The sequence below is a fragment of the Devosia sp. BK genome, assembly GCF_032907385.1.
GTDB lineage: Bacteria > Pseudomonadota > Alphaproteobacteria > Rhizobiales > Devosiaceae > Devosia.
In genome coordinates, this window is sequence record NZ_JAIMBX010000001.1 from 1904114 (window position 1) to 1926745 (window position 22632).

Here is a 22632-nt window from a genome sequence, read left to right on the forward strand (position 1 = left end):
GGCTTGAGGTCAGTTGCCCTTGAGAAGTGTTTTTACGCCATCAGGCGCCGCCACATAAGCCTTGCTGCACATATTGAGGAAGAGCCCATGCTGGACTACTCCCGGAATATCGAGCAGATCGCGTGACAGCGCTTCTGGCTGCGAAATGCGGCCAAAAAAAGCATCGAGGATCAGGTGTCCACCATCGGTCACGAAGACTTCGCCCTTGTCTTCGCCGCGCAGCTTGAGAGCACCCTCGGCACCGTGTGCCTTGAGCGTTTCGGCAACAAGGGCGCGGGTAGCGCCAAGGCCGAAACGATTGACCTCGATGGGCAAAGGAAAGCGCCCCAGCGTGTCGACGACCTTGGAGCTATCGGCAATGACGATCATGGTGCTCGACGCGGCGGCAACGATCTTTTCGCGCAACAGCGCGCCGCCACCGCCCTTGATCAGATTGAGATTGGCATCGAGTTCATCGGCACCATCGACGGTGAGGTCGATGCGGCCAAGACGATCGAGATCGGACAGCGGAATGCCGAGGCCGCGTGCCTGCTCGGCAGTGACTTCGGATGTCGGCACGCAGATGACATCGAGTCCCTGCGCGACGCGCTCGCCGAGCAGGTCAACGAAGTGGCGGGCGGTCGAGCCAGTGCCGAGGCCAAGGCGCATGCCGGGGCGAACATCTTCAAGCGCACGGCGTGCGGCTTCGCGTTTGAGGTCTTCGGACATTTTTCCTCACTTTGGCCAAGGGTGATGCAAGCTCCCCTGCCCCGCTGTCAACCCTTGCGCAGCGCCGGTCTGGATCATTGGTGAACACGCACTGTCACCTCCGTGCAACAGAGTGTGGCGTACCCGCCATTTATGTGGCCAAAAGGTGACTGTTAAGACTTCTCGCCTAGAATTGAGAAATGTAAATAGCGGCATTACTTACGGCACGCGAATCAACCGCCGCCGAACTTTCAGAGGCCTGGACGAGCATGAAGTTTTCGAGAGCGGCAATGGCCGTGTGTCTGTCGGTCCTGGTGGCGCTTTCGATGACTGCGCAGAGCCGGGCTGTAACCGTCTACAACACCGATACGAATACGTGGGAAGAAAAGGTCGTCACCACCCCGCGTCGTGGCGGCAGCCCGATCAAGAAAGAGCTCGTCGACTATGTGACGAACTATAAAGTCGGCACGATCGTTGTCGAGACCGGCGAACGCCGCCTGTATCTCGTGCTCGAAGACGGTAAGGCGCTGCGCTATGGCATCGGCGTCGGCCGCGATGGCTTCACCTGGTCCGGCACGCACCGGATCACCCGCAAGGCCGAATGGCCCGGCTGGACTCCGCCTGCCGCCATGCGCAAGCGCGTCCCTGACCTTCCGGCCTATATGCCTGGCGGCCCGGAAAATCCGCTCGGCGCCCGCGCACTTTACATCGGCTCGACGCTTTACCGTGTGCACGGCACGTCCGAGCCCTGGTCGATCGGCCAGGCCGTCTCGTCGGGCTGTATCCGCCTGACCAATGATGACGTCGCGGACCTCTATGAGCGCGTCAAGGTTGGCGCGACGATCGTCGTCAACCACTAAGGTTGATGGACTAAGGAATTGAAAGGGTCGCTTCGGCGGCCCTTTTGTTTTGTCCGGGGCAACAACATTGCTCGACCATGGTTTCCATCTCATGCGGCACCGCTTACATTGAAGCCATGAACGCGCCTTTCGCTCCCAAACGTCCGCTGGTCGACACTTTTGGCCGAACCATCAGCTATCTGCGCATTTCGGTGACGGATCGCTGCGATTTTCGCTGTGTCTATTGCATGGCGGAGGACATGGTTTTTCTGCCCAAGAAGGATGTGCTGAGCTTTGAAGAGGTCGAGACGATCGCTTCGGCCTTTATAGCGCGGGGAACGACCAAGATCAGGCTGACGGGCGGCGAACCGTTGGTGCGGCGCGACATCATGGATTTGGTGGGGACGCTGGGTGAGCGGATCGGATCGGGGCTCGAAGAGCTGACGATCACGACGAATGGCAGCCAATTGGCAAAGCATGCTGAAGGCTTGTTTGCAGCGGGTGTCCGGCGGATCAATGTATCGCTCGATACGCTCAATGCGGAGCGTTTTGCGACCATTACACGGCGCGGGCGGCTGGCTGACGTGATGGCCGGAATTGATGCAGCACAGGCTGCGGGGCTGAGCCTCAAGATCAATATGGTGGCGATGCGCGGCGTCAATGATGACGAGATCGAGCCGATGATGGCCTGGGCGCATGGGCGCGGCATGGGCCTAACGCTAATCGAGGGCATGCCGCTCGGTGAAGTCGGGCTAGACCGTGTTGACACCTATCTGCCGCTGCGAGAGTTGCATGAGCGTCTCGCGAACCGGTACACCCTGACACGATTAGCCAAAAAGACCGGCGGACCGGCGCGCTATGACCATGTGGCGGAAACGGGCGGCGTGCTCGGCTTCATCACGCCAATGAGCCACAATTTCTGCGAAAGCTGCAATCGGGTGCGGCTGACGGCGACCGGCCAGCTCTTCCTCTGCCTTGGGCAGGATGATCAGGTGAACCTGCGCGACGCATTGCGCGATGGGGGTCGGGCGGGGCTCGATGCGGCACTCGACCATGCGATGCTGATCAAGCCCAAGGGGCATGACTTCGTCATTGATCGCAACGCACCGGCGCCGGCGGTTGCGCGGCATATGAGCGTCACCGGCGGATAGCCTAGCGCCCTTCACCGCGCTCGATCAGTTCCACCATGATGCCGTCGGGATCGCGCACGAAAGCGAGCTGTTTGATCAGTGGCGTATTGCGAGCGCCACGTGGTCCTTCGATCACCTCGACACCGGCAGCTTCAAGGCGCCCGAGCACCTTGGCCAAATCTGAATAGGCGAAGGTCAAGTGGCGGATGCCGGCTTCGTGGAGAGGCACGTCGCGGAAGCGGTCGACGGTGGCCGCATCGGGCGCAAAGACTTCGAGCATGCCGGCGCCGGTATCGAAAAAGCCGATCTCACCACGATCAACCTTATTGCGTTGTGCGAGCGTGAGCCCGAGCAGGTCGCAATAGAATGCGACCGCCCGATCCATGTTCGACACGGTCATACCAACATGTTCAAAGGCAATGAGCATGGCTTACTTGTCGTCGTCCACGACTATGGCGAAGTCGAGCGGCAGGGCTGTCGTGTACTTGATCTGGCCCATGGCAAAAGCGGAGCTGACATCGGTCAGATTGATCTTGCTGATGAGGCGCTTGTAAAACGTATCATAGGCCTGAATGTCGGGCACGACGACGCGCATGAGATAATCGACATCGCCGCTCATGCGATAAAATTCGACCACCTCGGGGAATTCATCGATCACGCCGGAGAATTTGCGCATCCAGGCTTCATTGTGCTCGTTGGTCTTGACCGAGACAAAAACGGTGACGCCGACATTGACCTTATTGGGGTCGAGCACCGCAACGCGACGCTGAATGACGCCGTCTTCTTCCATCTTCTGAATACGGCGCCAGCAAGGGGTGGTCGACAAGCCAACTTTGCGACCGATCTCGGCGACGGGCATTGTGGCGTCTTTTTGGAGCAGCGTCAGTATCTTGCGGTCGATCTTATCCAGTGCCATCCGGCCCTCTCGGCGAAATCAGATTTTTCTTGCAGCGATTTTATTGGGCATTCGCGCAGCGGAAACTGCCATAAGGACTTACATTGCGCAATAAAATTGCTTCGTCGACTTATCATATGACTTCTGGTGGACGTACGATCGTCCGCAGCAGGTAACGCAGATGCGGCGTTCCAGTTTCACGTCATGTTAACCACGCCCTGACTACGTTGGCAGCGAGCGTAGCAGTGACCCGTTGTTACTGCGTGGTTTAGTAATGAGTACCGTTCATGCCGTCTCAGCCGGCCAATAACGCGGACGTGCGCGCCTTGATGGGCCGTGACGGGAAACGCGCTGCCCAAAAGACCGTGCTTGAGGCACGCCAGAAGCTGACATCCAGCTCCGGCACCCGTGCGGAATTCGACTTCGAACTGATGCATGATTATGCCGCTTCGCGTCGTGAGGCAGCACTGCCCATGGCAGCGGTCGTCTGCATCCTCGCCATCGTCTCGAGTTTTTGGGTACCAGTCATTTTCTCCGCACTTTGGGCGGGGCTGGTGATCGTCAGTTTGCTGGTGGTGGTGCTGGTTGCGAGCCGGTTCATCGACCAGGACCCCAGCAAATTCAATGCGGCGAACTGGACGACGAGTTTTGTTGCCGCCGAAACCTTCTATGGCTTGACGCTTTCGCTCCTCGCCGTTTCCGCCTTTGTGGCTCCGACGGATGTGGCGCCGGTGATGTTTGCCATGGTGCTGGTGAGCATCGCGGCCAATGCGATCGCGACGCACACGCTGCCCCCGGCGACGCTGATGAGCACTTTACCGGTGACGATCAGCGTGGCGATCAGCCTTGTCTGGCTCGGTGGCACGATGAATTATACGCTGGCTGGCGTTGCCGTCTGCGGCGAAATCTTTTTCCTGTTCCTTGCTCGTCAGCTCTATGGCTCGGAGCTTGAGACGCTGTCGCACCAGTCCGAAAAGGACTCGCTGATCGCGGAACTGGAAGAAGCGCGGCAGATGTCGGAAGAGGCGCGGCGACATGCCGAGCAGGCCAATATCGCCAAAAGCCAGTTTCTCGCCACGATGAGCCACGAGCTGCGCACGCCGCTCAACGCCATCATCGGCTTTTCAGAAGTGCTGAAATCCGAACTGTTGGGCACGCACCAGGTGCCGCAATACAAAGAATATGCCGGCGACATCCATTCGAGCGGGCAGCATCTCCTCAACCTCATCAACGAATTGCTCGACCTCAGCCGTATCGAGGCCGGTAAATATGAGCTGCATGAGGAAGCGGTTTCGATCATCGATATCGCCGACGATTGCCAGCGCATGATGCAATTGCGCGCCAAGTCCAAGGGTATCGAGTTGACCTTTAGCTATGGCGATAACCTGCCGAAAATCTGGGGTGACGAACGCGCCATTCGCCAGGTGGTGCTGAACCTCCTGAGCAATGCCATCAAGTTCACGCCCCAGCATGGCAAGGTGATGCTACTCGTAACGCGCAGCGCCGATGGCGGGCAGTTGCTTTCGGTCAAGGATAACGGTCCGGGCATTCCGGAGAACGAAATCGAGACGGTGCTGTCCTCGTTCGGCCAAGGGTCACTCGCCCAAAAGACGGCGGAACAGGGTGCGGGTCTCGGTCTGCCGATCGTGCAGCGGATCATGGACCTCCATCAGGGCAGGTTCGATCTGTTCTCAAAGCTCCGCTTCGGCACTGAAGTCATTGCGACCTTCCCGCGTGCTCGCGTGATGGATGCGCTGGCCCCGGTGACCGAGCGTCGCAACAAGCTCGAGATTTACTCGCAGGTTGGTTGAAACCGAGCATTTGGCGTCTCAAATTTGCCCCTATCGGGCCCTCCATTGCGGTCCAGTTAGGGGTATCGAATTTGAAGTCGCTTGCTCGGTTCTTGTCGTTGTTGATCCTGCTCCCGACCCTCGCCTTTGCGCAGGAGAAACCGGTCCAGGTTTTCGACACCAGCTATCCGCCTTCAACGATCATATCGGCGCGTATCCAGCGCCAATTCCTCGACTCGGTTCGCTGGTCGGTCGGCGTCGAGGTGCGCAATAGTCTTGCGGCAGCGTTTGCCGAGCGACCCGCGCTGGAAATCTGGCAGGATCTGGTGGCCAAGGACGGGCTAAAGACCGGCAATGTGGCCGATGCGTTGACCGCCTATTGGGTACTCAATTGGGTGACTGCCAATGCCCGCTACAACAGCAAGATCGACAACAGACCAGTACGGGCGCAAATCGCCGCGGCCATGGCGAATGATGCAAGTTTTCGCACGCTCGACAATCTGCAGCGGCAGGAAATGGCTGAGGGATATATCCTCAAATTCCTCGTCGAGCATGCAGCGCTGAACCAGGCGATGGCCAGCAAGGATGTGGCAACCCTCGGCAGGCTAGCCCTCGCCTCGGCCACCCGCTTCCGTCAGGAAATGGGCGTCGATCTCTTGACCCTTGAGCCCGGCTCAGAGGGGTTCATGCCAAGGGTACGACCTGTCACGCCAGCGGCCGACTGACCGACGCGCTTTCGAAGGTCGCCATATTGGTGTGGAGGTGGAGCGCCGTCTTGATCAGGACGACGCCGAGCGCTGCGCCCGTGCCTTCGCCGAGATAAATTCCGAGATTGAGCAGCGGCTTCTTGCCGAGGCGTTCGAGCACCTGTGCGTGGGCGCCTTCGTCGGCGACGTGTGCGAATAGGCAGTGGTCGATAGCTTCGGGGTTGACCGCATGGGCAATGGCGGCAGCGGCGGTTGCTACATAGCCATCGATAACGACAGGGACTTTCTGGTGGCGTGCAGCGATCAGGGCGCCGAGGATGGCAGCGATCTCGCGGCCGCCGACGCGGGCCAGAATGGCGAGCGGATGATCGAGCTGGCCGGCGTGGAAGGCGAGGGCCAGGTCGACGGCGTCGATCTTATTGGCGCGGTGTGCGTCATGGCTGCCGGAGCCCTGCCCGACCCAATTAGCGCCGGTGCCACCATAGAGCGCGGCAAAAATGGCGGCGGCGACGGTGGTGTTGCCGATGCCCATATCGCCGAGGCCGATAAGATCGGGCTTACCAGCGACCGCTTCCATGCCATAGGCAATGGTGGCGGCGCACATCTGATCGTCGAGCGCGGCGGCTTGGGTGATGTCTGCGGTGGGGAGCTCGAGCGCGAGTTCGAATACGCGCAGGTTGATTTCGTGGAGAGCGCAAATCTGCGAAATGGCCGCGCCGCCATTGGTGAAATTGGCGACCATTTCGGCGGTCATTTCCTGGGCGAAATCCGACACGTCCTGCGCCGCGACACCGTGATTGGCGGCAAAGACCGTGACCATGGGATTATCGAGACGCGGCACTTTCCGGTGCTGCCAGCGCGCGAGGAACTCGACGAGCTGTTCGAGACGACCGAGCGAGCCTGCCGGTTTGGTCAAATCCGCATCGCGTTCGCGCACGGCCGCCACGGCCGCTTCGTCCCCATCCGGCACAGCCATCAGCAGTTCGAGAATATCGGCAAAGGCGGGATTGAGCGCAGGCATGGGGCAGTCCGGTGAAGGGCGATTGGTGCGGACTTGTTGCTCAGAACCGCGCCGAATGCAATTGAGACTGGAGCCGAGGCGTGCCTGCGGCGTTAAGGCGGGGGAACTTCGCTGCTGCCAAGCCTTGAAATGGCCGCGCTGCTCCCCTTAATCCATAGGCATAGGCCAACGGAGCGACGACGACGATGATCTTTATAGGGATTGCGCTTCTCGTCGCCGTGGGTATTGCCCTGATGATATCTGCCGATGCCGGGAGCATGATCGGCCTGACGCAGACACAGACCGCCCAACTCGTGCCAATGGTGGTGATCCTGATTGTATTTGCTGGCGGGCTTTTCTCCAGGCGGCGCCGCGCGGCAGAATTGCTGGGCGCGGTCGGGCTTTGGGTTGCGATCTTTGCAGCAGTGGGCGTGGGCTACGCCTATCGTGACGAATTACTGGGTGTCGTCGGTCGGGTGACTGGCGAATTGCAGCCGGGTGTCGCCGTCGTCGATAGCGAAAATCGTACGGCAGAATTCCGGCGCGGCTTTGGCGGGCATTTTGAAATCGCGGCGACGATCAATGGCCATACGACGCCGATGATCTTTGACACCGGGGCAAGCGCCGTGGTGCTGACGCGCGCCGATGCCGAGGCGGCGGGGATCGATCTTGAGGGATTGCGCTATACGGTGCCGGTTTCGACGGCCAATGGAACGGGCATGGCGGCGCGGGCGCGGCTCAAGAACATCGAGGTTGGCGGGATCAGCCGGCGCAATATCGCGGCCTTTGTGGCCGAGGATGGCGCGCTCGATACGAGCCTTCTAGGCCAGACGTTCCTCGAAACGCTGGGCCAATATAGCGTGAGCCAGAACTCGCTCTTGCTGCGCGACTGATTACTCGGCAGCGACCTCGGCGCGGTCTTCGACAGCCGCCAGCGCCTGGAGGAACACTTCCGTGCCGGCATTGGGTCGGCAGGCATCGACGCTGAGAATTTGGCGGAATTGGCGCGCACCGGGACGGCCATTGGCGAGGCCCAGCATATGGCGCGAGATATTGTTTAGGCGGGCGCCGTCGCGAAGCTGGGTTTCGGCGTAATCGGCCATCTCATGCATAACATCGGCAAGGGTAATGTCGCGTGGTGCGTCGCCAAAGAGGCGCTCATCGACTTTGGCCAGCAGCATTGGATTTTGATAGGCGGCACGGCCTATCATGACACCGTGCATGTGCTGGAGATGGACAGCGATGTCATCAAAGGTTTCGATGCCGCCATTGATCACAATCGGCAAGGGTGCAAGGCGCGCGCTGAGCCGGTGAACACGCGGGTAATCGAGCGGCGGGATCGTGCGGTTTTCCTTTGGACTCAATCCCTGAAGCCAGGCTTTTCGCGCATGGACATAAAGCGCGGCAACGCCGGCTTCCGCAACCTTATCGGCGAAGCGATCCAGGCTCTCTTCGGTGTCCTGATCGTCGATGCCGATGCGGCATTTGACGGTGACGGGCTTGTCGGTTGCGCTGCGCATGGCGCGGACGCAGTCGGCAACGAGGTCGAGTTCGGCCATGAGGCAAGCGCCGAACTTGCCCGACTGCACGCGGTCCGATGGGCAACCGACATTGAGGTTGATTTCATCATAGCCGAACTCGTCGCCGATGCGGGTAGAGGCGGCGAGATCGGCGGGATCGGACCCGCCAAGTTGGAGAGCGACAGGCTGCTCGACGGGATCAAAGCGCAGCAGGCGCTCGGTATCGCCGTTGAGGATCGCGCCTGTTGTGATCATTTCGGTGAACAAGAGACCGCGACGCGTGAGGATGCGATGGAGGTAACGGCAATGCCGATCCGTCCAGTCGATCATCGGGGCAACGGAGAAGCGGCGTGCGGTCTCGAGGGAAACGGCATGGCCGCGCTTCTGGTCGGTCATCAGCGCGCAAACACGTTTTTTTAATCAGGAGGTGCGTGGAATAGACCTTTCCGTGGCGGCGGGCAATGGACTGATCTGGATCAAAGCGGACACGCATGCATTAGTCCAATGTCACACCAGTCCAAGCCAAAGGGGGAATGAATGTATTCCAACATCATCTGCGCCATCGACGGGTCCGATCTCAGCACCAAGGCGCTGACTCAGGCGATCTATATTGCCGGAAAGCTCGGCGCGCGACTGACGGCGGTGACCGTGACCGAAACGTCGATGATCGTGGCGCCGGGGCCGGAAATGATGATGGTCGACACGACCAATATGATCGGCGAACTCGACAAGGCCAAAGCGGAATCCGCAAAGGCGACCTTGGCCGCAGCATTGAAGCTGGGTGAAGCGTCCGGGCTCGAAATGTCCGTCAAGCACGTCCCGAACCTACCGGCAGCCGAGGGCATTATCGCGGCCGCGCGGGAGTTGAATGCGGACCTGATCGTGATGGGATCGCATGGACGCCGCGGGCTTGGCCGGCTGCTACTTGGCAGCCAGGCGGCAGAGGTTTTGGCCCATGCCGATATACCGGTGCTGATCATCAAATAGCGCTAACATGTTAGCCATGGCGCGGCGGTTTGAATTCCGCTATGGGGCTTAAGCCCCGACGGAGAGCGCTGCGCCATGACACAGTCCCTGCCCCGCCATATCGCCGTGATCGATATCGGCAAGACCAATGCAAAAGTGGTTTTGATCGATGCGGCAAGCGAGACGCAATTGGGCGGGCTCAGCCGACCCAATACTGTCCTTCGCGATGCGCCTTATCCGCATGCCGACGTGGAAGGGTTGTGGGATTTTGTGCTCGATAGTCTCGGTCAGTTGCATCGTCAGCATGGCGTCGATGGAATTTCCATCACAACGCATGGTGCCACCGCCGCGCTGATAGCTGGCGATCGGCTGGCGCTGCCGGTGCTCGACTATGAATATGATGGCCCGGCGGCTTCGGACGAAGCCTATGACCGAGCGCGGCCGAAATTTGCCGAGACGCTGTCACCAAAACTGCCGAACGGCCTCAATCTCGGGGCGCAGATTTTTTGGCAATCGCGCGCCTTCCCCGAGGACTTCGCTCGGGTGACGAGCATTCTCACCTATCCCCAATATTGGGCTTGGCGGTTGACGGGCGTGCTCGCCAGCGAAGTCACCTCGCTCGGCTGCCATACTGACCTTTGGGCGCCAGACAGCGGAGATTTTTCTGCGCTGGTGGATGAGCAGGGGTGGCGTGGGCTGTTTCCGGCGATCCGTCCGGCGGCCTCGATATTAGGCGCCATTAGGCCTGATATCGCGGCGCTGACAGGTCTTGCAGCAGACACGCCCGTGACCTGTGGGATTCACGATTCCAATGCGTCTCTGGTGCCGCATCTGGGGCGTCGCGCTGCGCCATTCACGATCCTTTCGACTGGGACTTGGGCCATTGCGATGACAGTGGGTGGGGACACGGCGCAGCTCGACCAGATGCGTGATAGCCTTGCCAATGTCGATGCTTTTGGACGGCCCGTGCCAACTGCGCGGTTCATGGGTGGGCGCGAATTTGACGCGCTGGTGGATAAGATCGTCGAGCCGACAGAGGCTGATCTGACATCGGTCATCGCGCGCGATGTTCAAGCTTTGCCGACCTTTGCGCCGGGTGTCGGACCCTTTGCAGGCAAGAAGGGGCGCTGGACCGTGGCGCCCGATGGCTTGAGCGATGGAGAGCGGACGGCAGCAGCCTCGCTTTATCTCGCGCTCGTCGCCCGCGAATGCCTCGAACTCTGTGGGCTGGGACAGACTATCACCATCGAAGGCCCATTGGCGCGCAATGGCGTATTTGCGGCGGCGCTAGCGGCTTTGGCCGAGCGGCCGGTGCACGCTTCGGGCGATGGGACGGGAACGAGCCTGGGGGCAAGCCTGTTGTTCGGAGGGCAGCCTGCGCATGAGCAGCACGATTCGCCGATCGCGCCGCTGAGGCATCCAGGTTTTCCGGCCTATGCGCAGCGTTGGCGGGATCATGTCACCGGGTAGACTTAAGCGGCATTGACGGCGCGCTGCCCAAACCCAATGTTTGAGGCAGATATGGAGGCCGCCATGACGACGCCAAAGCACCGGATCATCATCATCGGTGGAGGCTTTGGCGGTATCGCCGCGGCGCAGGCGTTCAAGCACGCCCATGTCGATGTGCTGCTGATCGACCGGCGCAATCACCACCTGTTCCAGCCGCTGCTCTATCAAGTCGCGACGGCATCGCTGAGCCCATCGGAAATTGCCTGGCCGATCCGGCATGTGCTGCGACGCCAGACTAATGTCCGCGTGATCATGGCGACTGTGACCGGGATCGACGTTGCCAGCAAACAGGTGATGATCGAGGATGGCGAGCCGGAGCGCTATGACAGTCTGATCGTCGCGACCGGAGCGCAACACGCTTATTTCGGCAATGACGAATGGGAGCAGTTTGCGCCGGGGCTGAAGACGCTCGAAGACGCGACCGGCATTCGCCGAAAGCTGCTGCTGGCTTTCGAGGCGGCAGAGCGTGAGGCCGATCCAGAGCGGCGGCGGGCTCTGCTGACATTTGCCATCATCGGAGCCGGGCCGACCGGGGTCGAAATGGCGGGCGCGATCAGCGAACTGGGGCGGTCGGCGCTGGCGGGGCAGTTCAGGACCATAGCGCCTGGCGATGTGCGCGTGGTGCTGATCGAAGGTGCCGATCGCGTACTGCTCAATTTCGAGCCCGAGCTCTCGGACTATGCGCTCAAGGCGCTGGAGCGGCTCGGGGTCGAGGTGGAGCTAGGACAAAAGGTCAAAAATATCGACGCCGATGGCGTCAGCTATGGCGACAATCGGCTTGAGACCAAGACCATTATCTGGGGCGCTGGGGTTGCGGCGTCGCCAGCGGCAGAGTGGCTGGGCGTGGAGCCGGATCGGTCGGGACGGGTCAAGGTCGAGAAGGACCTGTCGCTGCCGGGACATAAGGAGATTTTCGTCGTCGGGGACACGGCGAGCATCATCCAGGAGAATGGCAAGCCTGTGCCGGGCGTGGCGCCTGCGGCCAAGCAAGCAGGGGCACATGCGGCGAAGACCACACTACTGCGGCTCAAGGGCGATATGAGCGCGCATCCATTTTCTTATAGCCATGCCGGCGATCTAGCGACGATCGGGAAGCGGGCAGCGGTCCTCGACTTTGGCTGGACCAAACTCACCGGCGGGCTCGCCTGGTGGGTTTGGGGCATCGCGCATATCTACTTTCTGGTCGACGTCAAAAACCGCATCTTCGTCGCGATGAGCTGGCTCTGGATTTATCTGACGGGCCAGCGCAGCGCGCGGTTGATCACCCACGGGCGGGCGACTTCTGCAGAGCCCTTGCGGGAAGTCGAAGAGGGCAAGGTCGGCTAGTGGGGCACAACAACTGAGGGCGCGGGCTTGGCCAAGCTCCGCTCGCGCAACCAGATGTAGAGCCCGCTCAAAATGACGATCGGCGCGCCGACATAGAGCCAGAAATCGGGCGGCTGGGCGAAAATCAGCCAGCTCGAAAGCGCCATGAAGATGATCTGAAAATACGAAAATGGCGCCAGCACAGTCGCCGGTGCCAGACCCGAGGCCATGGTGATCAACTGATGGCCCAGAAAGCCAAAGATGCCCACGGCGAAGAAGGCGATCCAACCATCTGGCGTCGTCGGCCAGGACCAAAAAAATATCACGATCGGCAGCAGCACCACGGTCGCGAAAATGCCAACATAAAACTGGCTGGTCGCAGGGCTGTCGAAAGCGGAGACGCGGCGCGTGAGCAGCATATAGGCCGCAGTGCTGACTGCACCGAGAAGGCTGAGGAGTGAGGCTGGGTGAAAGGCGTTGGTGCCTGGTCGAACGATCACCAGCACACCGATAAAGCCGACGCCAATAGCGGTCCACCGCCGCCAACCGACGGTTTCGCCGAGGAAGGGGACGGAGAGTGCGCAGATCAACAGGGGGACTGTGAAGGCAATGGCGCCCGTAACGGTCAAAGGCAGGTATTGCACCGCGACGAAATTGCAGACGGTGGACCCGAGTAGAGCAAGCGCACGAAAGAACTGGAGTTTAAGGCTCCCCGTCCTGATCATGACCCGGCCATGGCGCGGCAGATGGACAGTCGCCACCAAAGCCAGATGAATGGCATAGCGCAGGAACACGATCTGCACGGCCGAAATGCCGACAAGCCCGAGCCATTTGGCGGAGGAGTCGATGCCCGTGAACATGAAATAGGCGGCAAGCGCCAAGCCGATCCCGAGGAGCCTATGCTCTTGGGGCGGGGCGAAGGGAGCAGACATTTTCTATCCATGCGGCCGCAGGAGGCGCGGCCCGGATCAAGGGTGGAAGAAAGCTGCCGCCCAGTCAATCGCCGGGCGACAAAAACTTGTATGGAAGTTTAGAAGGTTTCGGCCAGGTTGCGGATCTTCAGCGAGTTCCGCAAATCGGCCGAAGTGACGCTCGCGCCGTGGCGCGGGTGGAACACCAGCTCGACCGGCTTACCAGGAAGCAGGGTTAGCGCATTGTCCGAGAAGTAACCGGGAACATCGACTGTCGCTGTCGCAAATACGGCTGGCTTGTCCGAAACGAGTGTCAGGACCGCCTGGCCGTCGCGATCGGACCAGGAGGAAGCGATCGTGGGCTGGACCAATTCATAGGCCTTATAGGGCTTGGGGAAGTAGTCGTTTTCGCCGATCGTTGTTCCGGCAGCGTCCTTCCATGAGAAGTAGAGGAACTCGTCGTCCGCAAGATCGGAGAGCGACATAGTTGCGAGAACGCTAGCAGCGTCGGGACCGACGGCGGCTTTGCCCGAAAAGACCGTCCGGGTTTCGCCAGTGACTTTGACGGCTTGAACGTCAAGTGTGAGAGACGCCGCGCTGCCGGTGTCGTTGATGCCCTTGAGGCTGATTGCGGTGTTTTCAGCATTGGGGACGGCGACGACATTGACCAGGCGGAAGAAGCGCTTGGCCATGTATTGCATGAGTTTCCACTGCCCGCCGTAATCAAGGCTGGACCAGCTTGCAACCGGCCAGATGTCGTTGATCTGCCAATAGAGCGTGCCCATGCAGCGCGGCTTGGTGGAGCGCCAATATTCGATGGCGGTCTTGATGGCGAGACCCTGTTGGATCTGGCTCAAAAACACCATCTGGTCGAAATCGCGCGGGAAGCGGAAGTAGCGCGTCATCGTCTCGATGATACGGGCATTGCCGCCATTGTTGCGCTGGTGGTTTTCCATGACCGGCGAGGACGGATTGCGGTCCTTTTCTTCCGAGAAGGTTTCGATGACGTTCATCGAAGTGAAGGACTGAAAGCCGAATTCGGAGGCGAAACGCGGATTAACCGATCGATAGGCGTCAAAGCTTTTCGCCGAATGCCAGACGTCCCAATAGTGGAGATCGCCGCGGGTGTCGGAGTGCCAGCCATCGGAAAAGTCCATGTATCCCAGCGATGGCGAAGACGGCCAGAAGCGTCGGGCGGGATCTTCATCCTCGACAATGCGATGCAGCATCGAATTGAGGCGGTCGTAATTGGCGAGATAGCGGCCGGGATCGGCTTTGGTTTCCGGATACCAATTGAGCGAGCCGATGACTTCGTTATCGCCGCACCAAAGGGCAATGGAGACGTGGTGACTGAGGCGGCGCACCTGCTGGGTGATTTCGGTTTCGACCGAGGCGAGGAATTCGCGGTTGGACGGATAGCTCATGCACGAGAACATGAAATCGTGCCAAAGCAGGATGCCGAGCTCGTCGCAGAGATCGTAGAAATAGTCCGGCTCGTACTGACCACCGCCCCAGATGCGGAGCATGTTCATATTGGCAGCTTTCGCGCTCTCCAGCAGATCGCGGATGACTGTTGGCGTGATGCGCGAGGGAATGGCGTCGGCAGGGATCCAGTTGGCGCCCATCATGGTGATGTCGCGGCCATTGATGCGACACTTGAACGAGTGGTCGATCTCGTCCTTCTCGATGATCCATTCGAGTTTGCGAAGGCCGATCTTGCGGGTCGTCACTTCGCCTTCAAGATTGGTGGTCAGCTCATAAAGCGGTTGCTCGCCCTGCCCGGCCGGCCACCAGATCTTTGGATTTTGGATGATTACGTTGTGGGTGAAGACGTTCTCGCCCTTCTGGACGGAAACCTTATCGGTGATGGTCTGGCCAGCGATCGTGTGTTCGAGTTCGACTTCGCCATGGGCAAAGGCGAAGATGCGCGTCTTGATCGAGAGTTCGACCGAATTGGCGCCGTGGGCCTGATTGACCTCGACGCTTTCCTGGCGGGCAAGGCGCGATTTGCGGAGGCTCATTGTGCCGTAGACCCCGATGGGCATGGTGCAGATGCCCCAGTCCCAACCCGCATGGCAGGCTGCCTTGCGAATGAAGTTCATGTGGATGCCCTTCAGGCCATTGGTCTGGTAATTATAGGTGAAGGGGATCGGGAACGGGTGCGCATCCGAGCGCGCCTTCGCGACATCGGGCGCGATATCGAATTCGATGCGGAGCGTGTTTTCGCCAGCGCGGACCTTTCCGGTGACGTCGATATCGTGGCGAACGAAACTATTGTCCGTCCGTACGATCTCTTCGCCGTTGAGGAAGATGGTGGCGATGCAATCGACTTCCGAGAGTGTCAGGGTGAGATAGCCACTGATATCAGCGGCCGAGGCTTCAAAGCGGCGCTCGACGGTCCAAGCGGTCTCATTGACCCACATCACGACCTTTTCATTCTCGCCGTAATAGGGGTCGGGAATGAGATCGGCGGCGAGGAGAGCGCCGTGAACATCGCCGGGCAGATTAATGGTCGTGGCAATATCGCGCGAGTTGGCGGTCAGCGCGTATTTTCCGTGCAGGTTCAGCGCAGTATTGAAGCTTGGGATGGTCAATTCGTCCTCCTGCCGGGCAGGCCCGGCCTCTTCTCGCAGCGGATGGCGCAGCTGCTGAAATCGATTTCGGAAGCGCTTTTAGCGTGAAGAGGGAACGGTTGGAATGCCCGCGAGCGCGCATTTTTTATCTTTTGCATCGTTGCGATCAGCTTGTGCGGAGAATGCGACACTGGATTTACTGATCTATTAGGAAGTTAATGCTTAGTCTTCCTTGGTTAGGGGCGTTCGATGGCAGTTTTCCGGCAATTTTGCCGCAGCGTATTCGGTGGGCAGGCGACGGCAGAGCTGACGCTTGCGCAATGGGATGCCCTGCGCCTGCAAGTGCCGCTGATGTATGTCATGCTGCTGACCAATTCGATCATTCTGGCCGCCACGCACTATGCCGTCGCGCCGCATGGATTGACGCTGATCGTCCCTGGCGTCCTGACCGTCCTTTGCACCCTTCGCATTGTGATCTGGATGCGCGATGGGAAGCGTCCGGTGACGGTCGAGAAGGCACGGCGCGGGCTGCGCATGCTGGTCATCCTCGGGCCGATGCTGGCCGTTGGTTTCACCTGGTGGTCGCTGAGCCTTTTTCCTTATGGCGATCAATATCAGCAGTCCCACGTGGCCTTTTTCATGGGCATCACTGTGATCGGCTGCATGTTCTGCCTTTTGCGCGTGCGTCAGGCGGCGCTGGCGATCAGCGCGATCGTCATCGTTCCATTTCTTCTGGTTTTCGGCACCGCGGGTGAGCCGACGCTGCTGGCCATCGCCGTCAACATGTTGCTTGTGACGGCCACGCTGACGGTGATCCTTTTCGGCAATTATCGGGACTTTGCCGGTCTCGTTGCCTCGCGCACGGCAATTGCCCAGAAGCAGGCCGAGACACAGGCGCTGCTTGAGGAAAACCACCGCCTCGCCTGGCTCGATAGCTTGACCGGCGTGCCCAATAGGCGCTCGTTCCACGAGACGCTCGGCGCCTGTCTCGAAGAAGCGGGGCGCGAGGGCCGGACTATTGCGCTGGCGCGGCTCAATCTCGATGCGTTCAAGGCCGTCAACGAGGTGTTTGGACAATTCATGGGTGACCAGGTGCTGCGGGAAATCGCGCAGCGGCTCGACCAGAACAAGCCACCGCATTCGTTTTTTGCCCGCCTCGATAGTGATAATTTTGCGCTGATCGTCACGGAAAACACCGGCAGCAAAAATCTGGAGCGGCTTGGCAAGCGGCTTGGCGATATCGTTAGCCAGCCGATCACTCTGGTGCAGGGCACGGCCCATGTCACCGCCTCGATCGGGTTTGCCGCTTCAAGCGTCGATGACACGCCAGAGACGCTGTTCGATCATGCTGATTATGCGAGTTGGCTGGCCAAGCGCGATATGCGCGGCCGCTGGATGATCTTTTCGGCCATCGATGCGCATGACCTCCGGCAGATCCGCCGGATGGAGCAGATGCTGCACGCTGCCGATCTCGACAGCGAAATCTATATCCTGCTACAGCCGCAATTCGACGTCTCGATTGGCGAGACGACGGGCTACGAAGTGCTCGCACGCTGGCGCAGCCCACATCTTGGCGAAGTGTCTCCCGCCGACTTCATCCCCATGGCCGAGCGCATGGGGCAGATCGGGCGGATCACACAGGTGGTGTTGCGCAAGGCGATCGAGGTCAGCAAAACCCTTCCGCGTGGCGTGCGCCTGTCGGTCAATCTTTCGGCGCACGATATCGGCTCTGATGCGGCCGTCGATGAGGTGATTGCGCTGGTACAAGCTGCGGACCAGCCAACGCGGATCGATTTCGAGATTACCGAAACGGCGGTGATGCGCGATCTGCATCAGGCAAATGAAGCGGTGTCGCGCCTCCTCAATCTCGGGTCACGGATTGCGCTCGACGATTTCGGCACGGGTCACTCGAGCCTTACCCATGTGCAGCGTTTGCCGCTGCATCGGATCAAGATCGACCGCAGCTTTGTTGCCGAGGTCACGACCGACAGCACGAGCCGCGCCATCGTCAAGACGATGATCGACCTCTGCCGCAATCTTGGGATGTCCTGCGTGTTCGAGGGGATCGAGACCGAGGAGCAACTTGAAGCTCTGGTCGGGCTCGGTGGCACAGTGATGCAGGGCTATCTCTTTGGCCGCCCCATGGCGCCGGAAGCGGCGCTTGAACTGGCCGCGAGGCCAGGAGACGGCAGAAAGAGCGACCGCTTGCGCCAATACGGCACGACGAGTTGAATTTTCGCGATGGCGTGTCGAAACTGCCGCCTGAAGATCGTCGCAAGGTCAGTGGCTCAACAGTGAGCCGGGATGGACAGGATAAGATGATCAGGACAGGTTGGGTATTGAGCGTGCTGGTCACGCTGTTTCTTCTCGGTGCTTCGGCAGCGCCAAAGCTGATGAATTCGACGCTGGCACTGGAGCCGATGACCGTCGTTGGCTGGCCAGCAAAATACATGCTGCTTATTGGCCTCATCGAGGTGCTGTGCGCTGTGCTCTATATCATTCCGCGCACGGGCCTATTGGGCGCCGTGCTGACGACCGGGCTTTTGAGCGCGGCGCTGGCGGCCAATCTGCGGGTCGATAATCCGCTTTTCAGCCACACGCTGTTCAGCGTCTATTTCGGTATTTTGGTTTGGGTGGCGCTGTGGTTGCGCGAGCCCAGGATACGGAATCTCTTTCCGATCATCCGCTGAGAAAAGGCCCCGGCATCGCTGCCGGGGCTTTTTGCTATTGCGCGGCTTCTAAATCAAGGAACCCACCAGACTGGCGTTCCCAGAGCATGGCGTAGTGCCCGCCGGAGGCGAGGAGTTGGGCGTGCGTCCCCTCCTCGACGATCCGGCCCTTTTCGAGCACGACCAGACGATCCATGGCGGCGATGGTCGAGAGACGGTGGGCGATGGCGATCACCGTCTTGCCCTGCATCAGCATGGTCAACTGCTCCTGGATTGCCGCTTCGACTTCGGAATCGAGGGCGGAGGTCGCTTCGTCGAGCACGAGGATCGGTGCGTTCTTGAGGAGAACGCGGGCGATTGCGACGCGCTGGCGCTGGCCGCCCGAGAGCTTTACGCCCCGCTCGCCGACATGGGCATCATAGCCCCGACGACCCTGCGGATCGGACAGGCCCATGATGACTTCGTGCACATTGGCCTGCTCGGCGGCCCGGATCATCTCTTCGTCAGTCGCCGAATGGCGGCCGTATTTGAGATTTTCGCGGACCGAGCGATGGAGCAGCGAGGTGTCCTGGCTGACAAGACCAATGGCGGCGCGAAGGCTTTCCTGGGTTACCGAGCGGACATCGTGGCCGTCGATACGGATCGAACCATCCTGAACATCAAACATGCGCAGGGCAAGGTTGACCAGCGTCGACTTGCCCGAGCCCGAACGTCCGACGAGACCGATTTTTTCGCTTGGCTTGATCGTCAGGTTGAAGGCATCGATGACGCTGCCTTCCTTGCCCCGCCAATAATTGAAGCTGACATTGTCGTAGTGCAGGCCACCCGCCGTGACTGGCAGAGCGACCGCTTCGGGCGCGTCGAGCATGGTGAGGGGCTGGGCAATAGTATCCATCGAATCCCGCGTCGTGCCGATCTGACGGAAAATGTTCGACCCGATCTCAAGGATCCAGCCGCTCATGTTCATGATCTGAAGGGCGAACGGAATCGCCGTCGCCACCGCGGCAGCAGTCAGCGTGCCATTGTTCCAGCCGGTAAGAGACAGCCAGGTGACTGAGACCACCAGACCGGCATTCAGCAGGAAGAGCGTCGACCACATATAGGTAAAGACGCGCATGAGCTTGCGAAAGCTCTTGGCGTGGTCGAGCACGCTGTCGGAGACATACCGATCCTCGTGCTTGCCGGTGGCGAAGGTCTTAATCGTCTGGATATTGGTGTAGCTGTCGACGATGCGACCGGTCATCACCGATTTGCTTTCCGAAAGCTCTTCGGAGTAACGAGCGATGAGCGGCATGGTGATGGTGAAAAGTACCGCATAAAGCAGCAGCCAGACGCCGATAGGCACCAGCAGCAACAGATCGAGCTGTGCCAGGACGATGATGGCGACGACGACGAACACCAAGGCATACCAGGCGGCGTCGATGGTCAGGTTGACGCCGATCTCGATGGCTTCACCGACCTGAATGACCTTGTTGGCGATGCGGCCAGCAAAGTCATTCTGGAAATAGGTCCAGCTCTGCCGAATGACATGCCAATGGCTTTGCCAGCGGATAATGTCGACGAGATTGGGCACAATGGCATGGTTGCGCACCAGCGTATCGAGGAGGAAGGTCAGCGGCCGGACGAGCACCACCACAAAGACCATCCACAAAAGGGTCTGGCCGTGCTGGTCGAAGATTTCGCCGGGATTGGTAGTGGCCAGCATGCCCACGATCATGCCGACGAAAACGGGCATGAGCGCATCGGCGACCGAGCCGATGGCGACAAGGCCTATGCGGATAGCAAAGGCGCGCTTGAATTGGCCAATGAAGTAGCTGACGAAAGGTCGGAGGCCCATGGGCGGCTGGCGGTTCTTGGCCAGGGCGACGGGCGAATAGAGATTGTCGAAGAATTCGATGACGCGGTTGAACATTTTCTGCTCATTTTATTGAGCCGCGCCTAACAGGAGCATCCTTAGTCGTATTGCTGGGAAGGAAAGCTGGTTTCCACTCTTCCTAGCGATACTGGCTTCCAAGTCAGGTTCGGTGCCGATCGGTGGGTTTGGGTTGGCTCAGGGCAAATGCACTCGGGTTGCCCATATGTCGCGTCATGATGATATCTCCCATTTGGGATCTCCTTGGTTGGTGCTGCCCCTCGGGGCAGCGGGTTGATAACTCTATGTCGGAAACGGAGCGGCGCTTATTGCGCCGCGTCCTCCACCTGATCCATTTCCAGGAAACCGCCTGATTGGCGGGCCCAAAGCTGGCTATAGATGCCGCCTGAATCGACGAGCTCGGCATGAGTACCCTGCTCGACGATCTGGCCTTTGTCGAGCACCACGAGACGATCCATCATGGCGATGGTCGAAAGGCGGTGGGCGATGGCGATCACCGTCTTCCCGCGCATCAGCAGCTCGAACTGGCTCTGGATGGCAGCCTCGACCTCGGAATCGAGAGCAGAGGTTGCTTCGTCGAGCACGAGGATCGGTGCGTTTTTCAGGAGTACGCGGGCAATAGCGATACGTTGGCGCTGGCCACCGGAGAGTTTCACACCGCGCTCGCCGACATGGGCGTCGTAACCGGTGCGACCCTTGTAGTCGGTGAGGTTGAGGATGAAGTCATGGGCCTCGGCCAGCTTGGCCGCTTCGATCATCTCCTCTTCGGTCGCATCGGGGCGGCCATAGGTGATATTGTCGCGAACGGAGCGATGGAGCAGCGAGGTATCCTGGGTCACCACGCCGACATTGGCGCGCAGGCTCTCCTGCTGGACCTCGGCAATATCGTGGCCGTCCACAAGGATATGGCCGTCCTGCCGATCGTAAAAGCGCAGGAGCAGATTGACGATGGTCGACTTGCCCGCGCCGGACCGGCCGACGAGGCCGATCTTTTCGCCGGGGCGGATATTGAGGCTGAGGCCTTCGATGACGCCGGAATCCTTGCCGTAGTGGAAGGAGACGTCGTCGAACTTGATGTCGCCCGCAACGCGACCGATGGCTTTGGCGCCCGGTTTGTCGGACACGACGCGCGGCAGCGAGAAGGAGTTGATGCCGTCCTTGACCGTGCCGATGTTCTCGAACAGGGAAGACATTTCCCACATAACCCACTGGCTCATGCCCTGGAAGCGCATGACGAGGCCGAGAGCGACAGCAAGTGCGCCCGGGCTCATCACCCCCTGCATCCAGAGCCAGATGCCGGTCGCGCCCACCGCAAAGAGCAGGAGCGCATTGGACCAGAGCACCGACATGTTGAGCCAGGTGAAGAGCCGCATCTGGCGATAGACGGTGTCCAAGAACTCGTCCATCGCCTCGCGGGCATAGGACTCTTCCCGGTTGGAATGGCTGAACAGCTTTACCGTCGCGATATTGGTGTAACTGTCGACGATGCGGCCGGTCATCATCGACCGCGCGTCTGCCTGGGCCTGGGAAATCTTGCCCATGCGCGGGATGAAATAAACCATCAGCGCGACGTAGACAACGAGCCATCCGATAAAGGGAATGGCCAGCCGCCAGTCGGCGGAAGCGGCAAGGATCACGGCGCCGGTGAAATAGACGACGACATAGACAAGCATGTCGAGAAGTTTCATGACCACTTCGCGCACGGCGAGCGAGGTCTGCATCAGCTTGGCGCCGATACGGCCGGCAAACTCATCCTGGAAATAGCTCATCGACTGACGGATCAGATAGCGATGGGCCATCCAGCGGATGCGCTGGGGGAAGTTGCCCAGGAGTGTCTGGTTCATCGTCAGCGTCGAAAGAAGCGCAAAGCCCGGCACGATGAACACAACCATCGCGCCCATGAGCGCCAGCTTCCAACCGTCCGTCTCAAGGAACGTGTTGGGATCGGCGTCGGCGAGCCAATTGACCACATCGCCAATGAAACCGAAGACGAGGATTTCGCCGATAGCAACGGCTGCGGCGGCAAAGGCCATGAGGGCCAGCCACTTCTTGGCGCCAAGGCTATAGTGCAAGCAGAAGGCGAGCAGCCCCTTTGGCGGCTCCGTCGGCTCACCTGCAGGGTAAGCGTCGAGCCGCGTTTCGAACCATTTCAACATAACGTCACCATACCTACCGTCCGGAAGGACACCGTGGCCAAACGCTATGCGACGGCAATGACAATGGCCGTCAGCAGAGCTGGCAATGGTCGAACCACCCAG

Annotated in this window: 19 protein-coding genes; 10 read left to right on the top strand and 9 right to left on the bottom strand. The window is 59.9% G+C overall.

Annotation, left to right across the window (positions count from 1 at the left end; genetic code table 11):
* Positions 1-9: 9 nt before the first annotated feature.
* Entirely contained in the window at positions 10-708 is a 699-nt protein-coding gene (gene rpiA / locus DevBK_RS09245; protein WP_061908013.1) for a ribose-5-phosphate isomerase RpiA, read from the bottom strand.
* A 248-nt stretch (positions 709-956) separates the two neighbouring features.
* Between rpiA and DevBK_RS09250 the strand changes: the two genes are divergently transcribed.
* Together DevBK_RS09250 and moaA are read left to right on the top strand one after the other, a co-directional pair.
* On the top strand, positions 957-1547 hold the full coding sequence (locus DevBK_RS09250; RefSeq protein WP_244484042.1) for a L,D-transpeptidase: 591 nt from the start codon (positions 957-959) through the stop codon (positions 1545-1547).
* Positions 1548-1663: 116 nt separating this feature from the next.
* On the top strand, positions 1664-2677 hold the full coding sequence (gene moaA, locus DevBK_RS09255; protein WP_317185212.1) for a GTP 3',8-cyclase MoaA: 1014 nt from the start codon (positions 1664-1666) through the stop codon (positions 2675-2677).
* A 1-nt stretch (position 2678) separates the two neighbouring features.
* Here the strand turns inward: moaA and DevBK_RS09260 are convergent, their stop codons facing one another.
* Together DevBK_RS09260 and DevBK_RS09265 are read right to left on the bottom strand one after the other, a co-directional pair.
* Entirely contained in the window at positions 2679-3083 is a 405-nt protein-coding gene (locus DevBK_RS09260) for a VOC family protein (RefSeq protein ID WP_061908012.1), read from the bottom strand.
* A 3-nt stretch (positions 3084-3086) separates the two neighbouring features.
* Positions 3087-3566 carry an Lrp/AsnC family transcriptional regulator gene (locus DevBK_RS09265; RefSeq protein WP_061908104.1) on the bottom strand — a complete coding sequence of 160 codons (480 nt, stop codon included), beginning with the start codon at positions 3564-3566 and terminating at the stop codon, positions 3087-3089.
* A 272-nt stretch (positions 3567-3838) separates the two neighbouring features.
* Here DevBK_RS09265 and DevBK_RS09270 point away from each other — a divergent pair, with 272 nt between their 5' ends.
* Complete coding sequence (locus DevBK_RS09270) at positions 3839-5362, top strand: sensor histidine kinase (protein ID WP_061908011.1); 1524 nt, start codon at positions 3839-3841, stop codon at positions 5360-5362.
* Positions 5363-5433: 71 nt separating this feature from the next.
* Positions 5434-6066, top strand: a complete 633-nt coding sequence (locus DevBK_RS09275; protein ID WP_156464019.1) for a DUF6683 family protein — start codon at positions 5434-5436, stop codon at positions 6064-6066.
* Here the strand turns inward: DevBK_RS09275 and cobT are convergent.
* Positions 6047-7069: a nicotinate-nucleotide--dimethylbenzimidazole phosphoribosyltransferase gene (gene cobT / locus DevBK_RS09280; RefSeq protein WP_061908009.1), complete on the bottom strand. Its 1023-nt coding sequence runs from the start codon at positions 7067-7069 to the stop codon at positions 6047-6049. The two genes, DevBK_RS09275 and cobT, sit on opposite strands and share 20 nt — an antisense overlap.
* A 185-nt stretch (positions 7070-7254) precedes the next feature.
* Here cobT and DevBK_RS09285 point away from each other — a divergent pair, with 185 nt between their 5' ends.
* Positions 7255-7941 (top strand): TIGR02281 family clan AA aspartic protease, encoded by a 687-nt coding sequence (locus tag DevBK_RS09285; protein ID WP_317185213.1) that lies wholly within the window; start codon positions 7255-7257, stop codon positions 7939-7941.
* Here the strand turns inward: DevBK_RS09285 and dusA are convergent, their stop codons facing one another.
* A complete protein-coding gene (gene dusA / locus DevBK_RS09290; protein ID WP_317185214.1) occupies positions 7942-8964 on the bottom strand; it encodes a tRNA dihydrouridine(20/20a) synthase DusA in 1023 nt (340 codons plus the stop codon).
* Positions 8965-9105: 141 nt separating this feature from the next.
* Between dusA and DevBK_RS09295 the strand changes: the two genes are divergently transcribed.
* The 3 genes from DevBK_RS09295 to DevBK_RS09305 all read left to right on the top strand — a co-directional run bounded on the left by DevBK_RS09295 (position 9106) and on the right by DevBK_RS09305 (position 12369).
* Entirely contained in the window at positions 9106-9555 is a 450-nt protein-coding gene (locus DevBK_RS09295) for a universal stress protein (RefSeq protein ID WP_317185215.1), read from the top strand.
* A 75-nt stretch (positions 9556-9630) separates the two neighbouring features.
* Positions 9631-11004 carry an FGGY-family carbohydrate kinase gene (locus DevBK_RS09300; RefSeq protein ID WP_317185216.1) on the top strand — a complete coding sequence of 458 codons (1374 nt, stop codon included), beginning with the start codon at positions 9631-9633 and terminating at the stop codon, positions 11002-11004.
* Positions 11005-11067: 63 nt separating this feature from the next.
* Positions 11068-12369 (top strand): NAD(P)/FAD-dependent oxidoreductase, encoded by a 1302-nt coding sequence (locus DevBK_RS09305; protein WP_317185217.1) that lies wholly within the window; start codon positions 11068-11070, stop codon positions 12367-12369.
* On the opposite strand, the gene DevBK_RS09310 is transcribed toward DevBK_RS09305, so the two are convergent.
* Both DevBK_RS09310 and DevBK_RS09315 read right to left on the bottom strand, forming a co-directional pair.
* A complete protein-coding gene (locus DevBK_RS09310; RefSeq protein ID WP_317185218.1) occupies positions 12366-13280 on the bottom strand; it encodes a DMT family transporter in 915 nt (304 codons plus the stop codon). The two genes, DevBK_RS09305 and DevBK_RS09310, sit on opposite strands and share 4 nt — an antisense overlap.
* A gap of 98 nt (positions 13281-13378) precedes the next feature.
* Positions 13379-15853 carry a beta-mannosidase gene (locus tag DevBK_RS09315; RefSeq protein ID WP_317185219.1) on the bottom strand — a complete coding sequence of 825 codons (2475 nt, stop codon included), beginning with the start codon at positions 15851-15853 and terminating at the stop codon, positions 13379-13381.
* 228 nt (positions 15854-16081) lie between these two features.
* On the opposite strand from DevBK_RS09315, the gene DevBK_RS09320 reads away from it, so the two are divergent.
* Positions 16082-18064 (top strand): putative bifunctional diguanylate cyclase/phosphodiesterase, encoded by a 1983-nt coding sequence (locus DevBK_RS09320; protein WP_317185220.1) that lies wholly within the window; start codon positions 16082-16084, stop codon positions 18062-18064.
* Between the two features lie 86 nt (positions 18065-18150).
* On the top strand, positions 18151-18522 hold the full coding sequence (locus tag DevBK_RS09325; RefSeq protein WP_317185221.1) for a DoxX family protein: 372 nt from the start codon (positions 18151-18153) through the stop codon (positions 18520-18522).
* 34 nt (positions 18523-18556) lie between these two features.
* Here the strand turns inward: DevBK_RS09325 and DevBK_RS09330 are convergent, their stop codons facing one another.
* Both DevBK_RS09330 and DevBK_RS09335 read right to left on the bottom strand, forming a co-directional pair.
* Complete coding sequence (locus DevBK_RS09330; RefSeq protein ID WP_317185222.1) at positions 18557-20413, bottom strand: ABC transporter ATP-binding protein; 1857 nt, start codon at positions 20411-20413, stop codon at positions 18557-18559.
* Positions 20414-20679: 266 nt separating this feature from the next.
* On the bottom strand, positions 20680-22530 hold the full coding sequence (locus DevBK_RS09335) for an ABC transporter ATP-binding protein (RefSeq protein WP_317185223.1): 1851 nt from the start codon (positions 22528-22530) through the stop codon (positions 20680-20682).
* Between the last annotated feature and the right edge of the window lie 102 nt (positions 22531-22632).

Excerpts from the sequence above, each read along its gene's own strand:
- DevBK_RS09285 (WP_317185213.1), top strand. The coding sequence starts at position 7,255 with ATGATCTTTATAGGGATTGCGCTTCTCGTCGCCGTGGGTATTGCCCTG.
- cobT (WP_061908009.1), bottom strand. The coding sequence starts at position 7,069 with ATGCCTGCGCTCAATCCCGCCTTTGCCGATATTCTCGAACTGCTGATG.
- moaA (WP_317185212.1), top strand. The coding sequence starts at position 1,664 with ATGAACGCGCCTTTCGCTCCCAAACGTCCGCTGGTCGACACTTTTGGC.
- DevBK_RS09270 (WP_061908011.1), top strand. The coding sequence starts at position 3,839 with ATGCCGTCTCAGCCGGCCAATAACGCGGACGTGCGCGCCTTGATGGGC.
- DevBK_RS09295 (WP_317185215.1), top strand. The coding sequence starts at position 9,106 with ATGTATTCCAACATCATCTGCGCCATCGACGGGTCCGATCTCAGCACC.
- dusA (WP_317185214.1), bottom strand. The coding sequence starts at position 8,964 with ATGACCGACCAGAAGCGCGGCCATGCCGTTTCCCTCGAGACCGCACGC.
- DevBK_RS09330 (WP_317185222.1), bottom strand. The coding sequence starts at position 20,413 with ATGTTCAACCGCGTCATCGAATTCTTCGACAATCTCTATTCGCCCGTC.
- DevBK_RS09250 (WP_244484042.1), top strand. The coding sequence starts at position 957 with ATGAAGTTTTCGAGAGCGGCAATGGCCGTGTGTCTGTCGGTCCTGGTG.
- DevBK_RS09310 (WP_317185218.1), bottom strand. The coding sequence starts at position 13,280 with ATGTCTGCTCCCTTCGCCCCGCCCCAAGAGCATAGGCTCCTCGGGATC.
- DevBK_RS09320 (WP_317185220.1), top strand. The coding sequence starts at position 16,082 with ATGGCAGTTTTCCGGCAATTTTGCCGCAGCGTATTCGGTGGGCAGGCG.
- DevBK_RS09300 (WP_317185216.1), top strand. The coding sequence starts at position 9,631 with ATGACACAGTCCCTGCCCCGCCATATCGCCGTGATCGATATCGGCAAG.
- DevBK_RS09260 (WP_061908012.1), bottom strand. The coding sequence starts at position 3,083 with ATGCTCATTGCCTTTGAACATGTTGGTATGACCGTGTCGAACATGGAT.
- DevBK_RS09335 (WP_317185223.1), bottom strand. The coding sequence starts at position 22,530 with ATGTTGAAATGGTTCGAAACGCGGCTCGACGCTTACCCTGCAGGTGAG.
- rpiA (WP_061908013.1), bottom strand. The coding sequence starts at position 708 with ATGTCCGAAGACCTCAAACGCGAAGCCGCACGCCGTGCGCTTGAAGAT.
- DevBK_RS09305 (WP_317185217.1), top strand. The coding sequence starts at position 11,068 with ATGACGACGCCAAAGCACCGGATCATCATCATCGGTGGAGGCTTTGGC.
- DevBK_RS09325 (WP_317185221.1), top strand. The coding sequence starts at position 18,151 with ATGATCAGGACAGGTTGGGTATTGAGCGTGCTGGTCACGCTGTTTCTT.